Here is a 10786-nt window from a genome sequence, read left to right as displayed (position 1 = left end):
GTTTTAACCGATCAGCTTCATGAGCAGGATATGCCCCGCCTATACGCAGCAGCTGATGCTTATGTCCTGCCTTGTCGGGGTGAAGGATGGGGACGAACTCAAATGGAGGCCATGGCCTGTGGCCTTCCGGTGATATCCACTTGCTGGGGCGCTAGCCTTGATTTCATGAACGCTGATAATAGTCTTCTGGTTGATACCAAGGGATTGGTTGAAATCGATGAGCGTGCTGAGATCGCTTTTTATCGTGGACAAAAATGGGCAGAGCCGTCGGTAGAACATCTGAGTGAATTACTGCAAAAGGTAGCGGGCAATACAGATGAAGCACAAAAATTAGGTCAACACGCGCGGGAGGAAATTGAGCGTCGATGGACCTGGGAAAAAATCGCCACCGTTGCCGCAAAGCGTCTACAAGAAATTGGAACCCAACTCAATCCCAGCGGGAAACCGGCCGAAATCGCCGATGAGACCTATCGCATCCGGTGGGAGGGGTCTCAATTTGTCAACCACAGCCTGGCGCTGGTAAACCGGGAGTTGTGCATCGAACTTGCCGGCCGTCAGGATATTGAACTTTCCCTTATCCCTTATGAACCGCATGAATACGGGCCGGAGGAAGATCCGGACCGATTCGGCCTTATCCAAGAGCGACTGCAACAAGCGTTGCCTGGTGCGGCCGATTTTCATGTGCGTCACCAATGGCCGCCTTGTTTTACACCACCACCGGAAGGTCACTGGATCATGATCCAGCCTTGGGAATTCGGCGCTTTGCCCCAAGATTGGGTCGAGCCCATGGAGACCCTCGTTGATGAGCTGTGGGTGCCCAGTCATCATGTGCGCAATGTTTATGTGAACAGCGGTGTATCACCCGACAAAGTCTTTGTGATTCCCAATGGAATCCATTACGGCCAGTTCAATCCAAAAGTGACTGCGTATCCACTCGATACGAAGAAGCCTTTCAAATTTTTATTTGTCGGCGGTACCATCATGCGCAAAGGCATCGATGTTTTATTAAGCGCTTATACGGAGACCTTCTCCTGCGAAGATGATGTCTGCCTGGTCATCAAAGACATGGGCGGCGAATCGTTTTACAAGGGCCAGAATGCCGCGCACCTCATCAAAAATATTAAAAAGGATCCGAAAGCACCTGAAATACTGTATTTGACCGACACATTCAAAGGTGAAGAAATGGCGCGTTTGTATACCGCCTGCGATTGTTTGGTGCATCCCTACCGGGGCGAAGGATTTGGATTGCCGGTGGCGGAGGCCATGGCTTGCGGGCTGCCGGTGATCGTCACCCGGGGAGGAGCCTGTGACGATTTTTGCTCTGAAGAAAGCGTTTATTTCATTGACAGCACCAAAAGACCCATTCAATTAAATTGCTATGAGCTCAGTGCGCCGGCCTGGTTGCTCGAGCCGGATAAACCGCAGTTAAATGAGCGGCTCAGGTTTATTTACGAACACCCTAATGAGGCCAAACGAAAAGGACAAATTGCAGCAAATCTTATAAAGTCAAAGGTGGACTGGAAAATGTCAGCAGATAAAATTATAGATCGTTTAAAAGCGTTAAAAGATCAGCCGGTACGACGGTTTGTTGGCTCGTCGAATGACCAAACGCATCAAGGGATGACATCTCCACAGGTCATATACCAAAATATCCAGGAGACGATGAAGCATAAAAAGCCTGAAGAAGTTATTGATGCCTTGAAGAGCCTGGCATCATCTTTTCCGGATTTTGCCTTGGCCCACAATGACCTGGGTGTTTTGTACTATCACACCGGCCACAAACAAAAAGCGCATCAGTCTTACGAAAAAGCCCTGCAGCTTGAACCCGATAATATGATTTTCCAAAAGAATCTAGCGGATTTTTACTATGTCGAGCACGGTGACATCGAAAATGCCCTACGATTATATATCAGCATTCTGAAGGCGAATCCTCAAGATGTCGAAACCCTGTTGATTACAGGCCATATCTGTGTTTCGCAGCATCAATTTGATGATGCCCGCGTGTTTTATGAACGGGTATTGGAGCTGGAGCCCACGAATGATACAGCCCGCGAGAATCTTGAGAAAATAAAGCGCCTGCAGATGAATCTTCCTGATAAGCAAACCGCTGAAGAAATGTACCAGGAAATCAAGCCGCTTCTGAACAACGGTGATCCGCAAAAGACTATCAACGCCTTAGAGGAATTACTGCAAAAGTTTCCGGATTTTGCTGTCGCCCACAATGATCTGGGTGTTCTTTTTTATCATACCGGCGGCAAAGAAAAAGCACAATTTCACTATGAACGTGCCGTTCAACTGATGCCGGATAACATCAATTTTAAAAAGAACCTGGCAGATTTTTACTGCATCGAGATGGGCTGGATCGAAGATGCTTTGCAAGTATATGTCAGCATATTAAAGACAGATCCGCAGGATGTAGAGACCCTGATGGCCACCGCGCAGATTTGCAAAGCATTGGAGAAATTCGATGACGCCCGCGATTTTTTCAACCAGGTATTGCAAATTGAACCTGTAAATACAGAGGCTCGCCAACAAATTATAGCATTGGAAAAAACATTTCCAGGAGTGCGAAAAAGTTCGGCAGACGGGGGTCATTTTGAAAAATTAAACCAAACGAAGACGAATACACTTGAAAATAAGACTGCTGAAGCAATGTACCATGAAATTCAACCGCTACTGAACAATGGCGATCTGAAAAAAGCTATCAACGCCTTAGAGGAATTACTGCAAAAGTTTCCGGATTTTGCTGTCGCCCACAATGATCTGGGTGTTCTTTTTTATCATACCGGCGACAAAGAAAAAGCACAAATTCACTATGAACGTGCCGTTCAACTGATGCCGGATAACATCAATTTTAAAAAGAACCTGGCTGATTTTTTGTTTGTTGAACTGGGCAGGGTGGAAGATGCCCTGCAAATATATGTAAACATACTGACAAAGCATCCTGAAGATATCGAGACGCTGTGCATTACCGGCCACATTTGTGTGGCGCTGGAAAAATTTGATGATGCCAAAGAATTTTACCGACGCGTTTTAGCGCTGGAGCCGGACCATGCGGATGCCAGCCGAAATTTAAGCGCTATACTTGATCGGGAAAACAACAAAATATCGATTCAATCAAATACGTTAAAGGAGAACAGCTATCCAGACGCTGAAAACGGCACCTTTCGTCCTATTATGGAAGCATCAGAAAAATTAGACGCAGAATACGAAACCACTGTTTCGATTGTGGTTAGCCTAGATGGTATCCAAAACCGCATTAAAGAGTGTGTGAAAAGCATTCAATTGCATACGACCAAACCCTATGAAATGCTGCTTATCGATGGTGAGACCACGAAAGGCATGCGCAAATGGGCGCAAAAACTTGTGGAGAACAATGACCATGTGCATCTTATCGATTGCAGCCCAAAAGCTGGGTGGGCCGCATGCATCAATCGAGCCCTCACAAAGGCCATTGGTAGTCTTATTGTTCTGATGCACAATGACGTGGTGTTGCCGGACGCCTGGCTTGACGCATTTTTGACGGGTATCAAATCTGAACCGAATACCGGTATCATTGGTCCAATGGTTAATAGAACGACAGGGATCCAGCAGGTTTTGCAAGCCGAAGAATTTGATCGGACCGATTTTGAAACTGACGCCGCCGCGTTTTTTGATCAAAACCAGCACAGAAGGGTAAGGACGTCTAAACTATCGGATGTCTGTCTGGGTTTTCGGCATGGGCTAATCGTCAAAATCGGATCTTTTGACGAAAAGTTTATTTCGGCCGAGCTGGCTGTTGAAGATTTTTGCAAGCGTGTGGCAGCAGCCGGTTATCAGAATTGGGTGGCCGCCGATACGTATGTCTACCATTACGATCGACATAAAGCCAATAAGAATAGCGGTGCGAAACTTTCGGCCGCTAGCGAAGATCTCAAAAAATACAGAGAAAAATGGAATGACATCCAAAACCCTGATGTCAATGCCTTTAAGACGATCGAGCTGTTGACGGGAGCAAAAGAAATCAGTCAGAAAGGTCAGGTTAATCAAGCGGTTGATGCCTTACTGGCTGCTATCGGTACCCAGCCGGAAGAAAAACGCTTATACGTCGCTTTGGCAAAAGTTCTTATCGCAGCCAAACGTTTTCAAGATGCCAAGGATGCCTTAAATGAAATACCCCCAAGCAACGGACATGCTGATCTGCAAAAGCTTGAATTACTGGGATATGCTGAAGTCGGACTGTCAAATTATAATGCGGCGCAGATCTGCCTCGATCAATTGCTGGCCCTAAATCCCAAACATGCATCCGGGTTAAACCTAAGGGGTATTCTGGCGTATCACAACGGTGATCGCGATCTAGCTGAAAAGCACTTCCAGGCAGCGGTTAAGGCAGATCCCGGTTACGGTGAACCCTATTCGAATTTAGGGACGCTTCAATTGGAAGCCGAACGGCAGAAGGACGCGCTGGCGTCTTTTGAGAAAGGTTTTCGACTGGCACCCACAGACCTTGACATTGCAGCAAATTATCATAGCCTGGTTGCCGAAATCGGAAGCTATGAGAGAGCAGAAACAATTGTGCGCGAAGCAGCTGCCCTTTATCCGCACAACCAGAAAATCAAATATATGCTGATCGATTTTCTGATCCAGCAGGGTAAATATGAAATGGCCATGTCTGAGATTGAGAGTGCCATTATCAAATTTGGTATGGCTGACGGCATTTTAGCAGCCGCGCTGAAAATCAGAAAAAAACTGGGGCCCATGACCATCCAGAAATCCACGCAAAAGGTTCCAGTTTCGGTATGTATGATTGTCAAGGATGAAGAAAAGTATTTGGCCAGATGTCTTCACAGTGTTAAACCCCTTGTCGACGAGATGATTGTGGTGGATACGGGCTCTACGGACCAGTCGAGAGACTTAGCGATTGCCTTTGGCGCTAAAGTTTATGATTACCAATGGAGAAATGATTTTGCCGCCGCACGAAATTTTTCGATTTCCCAAGCCTCGGGTGATTGGATTTTAATCCTTGACGGAGATGAAGTGATTTCCTCGCTGGATTATGACCGCTTCAATGAAATTGTTGCCCAAAAACCCAATTCGCCGGTTGCTTATAACATCACCACCCGTAATTATAACCCACTGGCCAACTTTGTCGGCTGGGTACCCAATGACGGGCAATACCCGGCAGAAGAAGCTGCCATTGGCTGGTTGCCCAGTGAAAAGGTGCGGCTGTTTTATGGCAAAGATCAAATCAGCTTTGAAGGGGCGGTACATGAACTGGTCGATCCGGTATTACATCGAAAAAACATTAAAATCAAAGATTGTGGTATTCCGATACACCATTACGGGCGGCTGGATAAAGCCAAACTGGATCGCAAAGGCGAAATATATTTTGAAATCGGTCAAAAAAAGCTCTCTGAGACGGGTGAAGACGTCAACGCATTGCGGGAGCTGGCGATTCAAGCCACCATTTTGGAGCGTAACCAGGAAGCGCTGGATTTGTGGCAACGACTGCTGACGGTAAATCCGTTTCCCGAGCTGGCCGCTATCGCTTATGTGAATATGGGCACGGTTTACAGTCGACTCGAAGATTTTGAAGCTGCTATGGATGTGGCCCAAAAAGCACTCAAGTATGATCCAGAGCTGAAAGAGGCCCAATATAACTACGCAGTGGCTGAATTGCACTGCGGAAATGCACCAGCCGCTGTCAAAACGCTTGAGAATCTATTGCGCGGGTTTCCAGATTACCCACCGGCACGGTTTATTTTAAGTGCCGCATATTGTTGCGCGGATCAAAAACAAAAAGGTCTTGAGGGTCTAAAACAGCAGAAAAATACGTCCATGGGCAAATTTCTGGAAATGCCTTCTCTGGAACTCGGCCAGAGCCTGATCGCAGCCCACCAGATACACTATGCATTGCTCGTGCTCGGGGCGGCAATTGAATGCGATATTGTTAATAAGGAGATTATAGAGCTGTTCACCGAGTGCATTAAACTAAACGATAAGAACCGCAACATGTCTGAGATCCCATCATCCGATTTGGCGCACCATCAGCCGGATACGTTTGATAACTTATCGCATTAATCATATTATTAGGCACGCTTATACTAAAGGAATGCCTGAGAAAGCCTTTGAATTGAATTCCAAGCTCATGTCTTCAACGGAGATCGACGCCATAGATCTGTCCGCCATACTGCAACGCGGTTTAAAACTTCATCAGCATGGTGAATTAGAGCAGGCCGAAAACGATTACCGCAAGATTCTGCATGCCAAACCCGGACATGCGGACGCGTTGCATCTGCTTGGTGTGATCTGCCATCAACGGCAAGATAATACAACCGCTATTGATTTAATTAGCCGTGCTATCGACGTTATTCCTCATCAGCCTATTTATCACGCCAACCTGGGCAATGCTTTGCGCGACAGCGGCCACTACCAGAGGGCGATTGACAGCTATTATAAAGCGCTGCAGTTCAAGCCGGATTTGGTTGAAATCCATATTAACTTGGGTATCGCCTTGCATCAATTAGCCGAGTTTGAGCGTGCGGAAACCGCCTATCGCCAGGCGATCACTTTAAAGCCTGACAGTGTCGAAGCCCATTACAATCTGGGCAACACCCTCAAAGAGCAGCAGCGATTCAATGACGCCATAACCTGCTATCGGCAGGCATTGCGCATCAATCCAAATTTTTTAGAGGCCCACTATAACTTAGCCAACGTGTTGGAAAAGCAAGGGTGCTATGATGATGCCATTGATTGTCTAAACCAATGTTTGCGTATCCATCCTCAATGGGCCGAGGCCTATAATAATCTAGGCAATCTTGTTAAGCGCCAGGGCCTATATGAGCAGGCATTTTCGCATTACCAAATGGCCGTTAAGCTGAAACCCGGTCTTTATGCCGCTCAAAATAATTTGGGCAATGCGCTTAAAGATCAAGGCTATTATCCTGAGGCAATTGCCTGCTATCAAAAATCGCTGCAGGCTCACCCCCAGTATGCCGAAGCGCATTTAAATTTAGGGATATGCCTGGCTGAATTAGATCGCCCGGCCGAAGCCGTCGATCATTTTCACGAAGCCACCCGCATACACCCGGAATTTGCAGAAGCTCACAATTATATGGGGCTAACACTGGCTGAAATGGGAAAGCGAGACGCGGCCATTGATTGCTTTAAAAAAGCGATTGAGATTAACCAGGCCTACACTGAGGCATACAGTTATCTGATGTATGAGTTGCAGTATGCCTGTGATTGGCAACAGCTGCAGATCTATTTGCAAAGATTCGACCGGTTAAGGCGCCAAGACACTCGTGATCACCTCATGCTGGCTGAGCCACCCTTTCTTCAGATGGCACGGCAATCAGATCCGCTGCAGCAGCTGGACAATGCCCGACTGTGGTGCCGAAAATGCGCACAGCCCCTTCCAAATTCAACATTAGGGTTTTCATTTGAATCCCGACGACAAAAAACCGGCAAACTGACGGTGGGCTATCTTTCCGGTGATTTTCATGATCATGCCACCGCCCATTTGATGCGCAGTCTTTTCGGTCTTCATGACCGAGACAAATTTAACATTTGTACATACTCATATGGTCCGAACGATCACAGTGTTTATCGAAAACAAATATGTGAACAAAGTGATCAATTTGTGGACATCCACATGTGGTCTCATATTGATGCGGCTAGTCGGATTTACGACGACGGCGTCGATATTTTAGTCGACCTAAAAGGGCATACAAAAGGGGCCCGGCTGGGCATACTGGCGCATCGCCCGGCGCCGGTTCAAGTTCACTATTTGGGGTATCCGGGCACGACCGGTGCCGATTTCATTGATTATCTGATCAGCGACAGAATCGTCACGCCGATTGAACAGTCATCTTTTTATAGCGAATGCCTTGTTTTTATGCCTTCCAGCTATCAGGTCAATGATCACCATCAAAAAATTGCTGCCCGCATCTGGACAAAAAAAGAATTGGGGCTGCCGGAGACAGGGTGTGTGTTCAGTTCATTTAATTTGCCGTATAAAATAGATCCGCTGATGTTTGATTGCTGGATGCGCATATTGAAACAAGTTCCAGACAGTGTCTTGTGGCTGTTTAAAGGCGGTGAAACAACGACACATAATCTCCAACATCAAGCCTGCATCAGAGGCGTTGATCCATGTCGGCTGGTATTTGGCGAAAAATTGCCCAAAGCCGAGCATCTGGCGCGGCTGCAGTTGTCCGATCTGACACTGGACACCCGAATTGTCAACGGACACACAACCACCAGCGATTCATTGTGGGCTGGTGTACCGGTAATTACCCTGATGGGGGATCAATTTGCAACGCGAGTTTCAGCCAGTTTGCTGGGTGCCGTCGGACTATCTGATTTGGTCGTGGACGATTTAGACGCTTACGAACAACTGGCCGTTCGATTGGGCTCCCAGCATACAGAACGTCAAAGCATCAAAATGCAATTGTCAGCGAACCGATTGACAACCCCCTTGTTTGATACGCCTGAGTTTATCGGTCATCTGGAGACAGCTTACCAAAAAATGTGGTCTATATTCAGGGAAGGAAGGGCTCCACGGCAAATTGAAATTGTTGCGGACTAGTTCATAAGGTTAGCTAAAAACGCGATAGAAAAAATTAAAAACGGCCTCTTGAGAAAGAGGCCTTTTTTTGCTCTTGATGATAACCATCAGATGTCTGCTTGAGATCGGCTCATCTTGTCATTTTAATGAATTGCTAAAGTGCCTGTTCAGGCGATCCTCTTAGCCCGGCAGCCAGATTATTGTTGATATTGATGACGATATTCAGTTTTTCAGGTGACGGAAATGCCATGGTTTCAAAAATACGCTTATCGATAAAGGCCGCCAGGCGCAGAATATCGAGACGCAATTTTTTGGGCATCTCGTGATCGTCGCGCGACAGCTCGCTTTGGAAAATACTCCAGATGCGCTGGTTGTATTTAAGGGCTTCATCCAATTTCAGATCTCGGTCCGGGGCATTCCAATTATCCTGGCACTCCTTGAGTTTTATCGCGGCTTTGGTGAGCACGGCCGCTTCAATTTCGCGACCGGATTGGGTGGCTTTGCCGACACTTTCATATGCTTTCAGTGAGTGGGCCTGGGTCTGCATGCTTTAGAACCTCCTGTTCATAGTTTATTAAATGGCGGGCCAGTTTTAGAGCCCGGTAATAATTTCCGATTAGAATATGCTCGTTAATTTCGTCGATATGACCGGTTAAACGCGGAATAGCGTCAAGCAGCTGGTGAACCAGCTTCCAATAGGCTTGCTGATGCTCGGTTAGATTTTCAGAATCGATGTACATTAACTGGATAACGAAATATATCTGACGGCAATACGAGGTTGCATCTTCCTGGCACAGTATATCTTTCTGGCGCAGAACCGGCACACTGTTTTCAATGATCAGGTCCGTATTTTTACTGTTGCCGTTGGTTAAAACCGCGCCGCCGATAATCATTTTTTCATTGGGTTTTAAGGTGATTTTGAGGGCCATTTTTAAACTGTCCGTTCATTTGCCTGTCCGTTTAACGCCTGAGAAGCATAGGATCTTTAAAAACCGCTGAATCAGACCGGGATTAGAATTGGCGATAAGGCGTCAGATATGGAGGGGGATCGCTCCCCCTCCAAATCGGCTATCTGATTTAGAATAATCTCAGAACTCCCTGAGCGGCTTGACCGGCCAGACTCAATGAGGTCGTACCCAACGCCTGACGCGTTTGCAGCATCAGCATGTTGGCGCCTTCCTCATTCATGTCGGCCTCGGTGAGTTTCGCCGCACCGTCGTTTAGGGTGTTGATCATCTGGGCACTGAACTCCTCACGCGCGGTGATGATCGACAGGTTGTTGGACAGCTTCTTGGATTCAGTTCTCAACGCACCCATAGCGGTTTCAAGGTTGTTGATCGAGCTCTGAATGTTGGCAGCATTGACCGTGGTGTTGCCACTGGTAACCCAGTTGGTGCCACCGGCGGTGACTTCTGAGCTCAAGCCACTAATGTTGAAGTTGGTTGAGGAGTCACCAAAACCGGTCAGTTTTAAAGTGGAATCGCCGGCGGTCGGTGCAAATTCTACCGTCATTTCACCCGATTGCAACAGGTTGACGCCCTTGTAATTGGCATCCGCAGCCATCCGGTTGATCTGCGTCATAACCGTTGCATACTGGCTGGCAAAGATCGTGGCATCTGCGGCCGTAGCCGACAGAGCTGACTGAGCCAGAGATTTGGCCTGGGCAATCAGGTTGTTGATACCTTCAACACCCACGTTGGCGGCCTTGATGGTCTGGATGGCTTCCGACATGCCGTCTTTACGTCCGGCAAGGTCGGTGGCCCGTAATTTATGTTCCTGGGCGGCAAAAAAGTTGATCGGATCATCCAGGGCGGTGTTGACGCGCAGACCGGTGGCCAGGCGTTTCTGGGTGACTTCAAAATCCTTGGACGTTTGCTGTAGGCTGAACAAATTGGCCCGCATACCAGCAGTTAAATTAATTGTACTTAGTGCCATGATTAAATTTCCTTTCCTAGGTTGTTGATTTTGGCGTTCTTGCCAATTGGGTTTATCAAATTTTTGCTAATCATTGTTTCTTGGTGGCCGTAATGGGTCTTTCTGATGTTGCCCCGCCTCCTTTCAGACCCTGTTTTTTTGGCTACCAGATTGTTATCGGGAAAATAGTGGATAACTTTAAGTTTTTTTACTATTTGGGTGCTTTTCTGAAGCACGGCTGATTCGCCATGACCGCATGTTTTAACCTCAACACCCTTTTCTGTATTATCGGTCTTTTGGAAAGTTACTTGATCTTGCTGGCAG

5 protein-coding genes are annotated in these 10786 nt (G+C 47.2%); 2 read left to right on the top strand and 3 right to left on the bottom strand.

The annotated features are described in order from the left end of the window. On the top strand, nucleotides 1-6060 hold a 6060-nt coding region (locus tag QNJ26_18975), incomplete at its 5' end, for a tetratricopeptide repeat protein (protein ID MDJ0987631.1). Nucleotides 6061-6091: 31 nt separating this feature from the next. Next, nucleotides 6092-8569: a tetratricopeptide repeat protein gene (locus tag QNJ26_18970; protein ID MDJ0987630.1), complete on the top strand. Its 2478-nt coding sequence runs from the start codon at nucleotides 6092-6094 to the stop codon at nucleotides 8567-8569. Between the two features lie 133 nt (nucleotides 8570-8702). Here the strand turns inward: QNJ26_18970 and flaF are convergent, their stop codons facing one another. From flaF to QNJ26_18955, 3 genes are all read right to left on the bottom strand, one after another. Beyond that, a complete protein-coding gene (gene flaF / locus QNJ26_18965) occupies nucleotides 8703-9095 on the bottom strand; it encodes a flagellar biosynthesis regulator FlaF (protein MDJ0987629.1) in 393 nt (130 codons plus the stop codon). Further along, a complete protein-coding gene (locus QNJ26_18960) occupies nucleotides 9061-9477 on the bottom strand; it encodes a flagellar biosynthesis repressor FlbT (protein ID MDJ0987628.1) in 417 nt (138 codons plus the stop codon). The genes flaF and QNJ26_18960 overlap by 35 nt, the downstream gene beginning before the upstream one ends. Nucleotides 9478-9625: 148 nt before the next feature. After that, on the bottom strand, nucleotides 9626-10483 hold the full coding sequence (locus QNJ26_18955; protein ID MDJ0987627.1) for a hypothetical protein: 858 nt from the start codon (nucleotides 10481-10483) through the stop codon (nucleotides 9626-9628). Nucleotides 10484-10786: the final 303 nt, after the last annotated feature.

It is taken from the genome of Desulfobacterales bacterium (assembly GCA_030066985.1).
Lineage (GTDB): Bacteria > Desulfobacterota > Desulfobacteria > Desulfobacterales > JAHEIW01 > JAHEIW01.
Note: the sequence above shows the minus strand (reverse complement) of the source record. Positions and strands in the feature narration are given on the sequence as shown.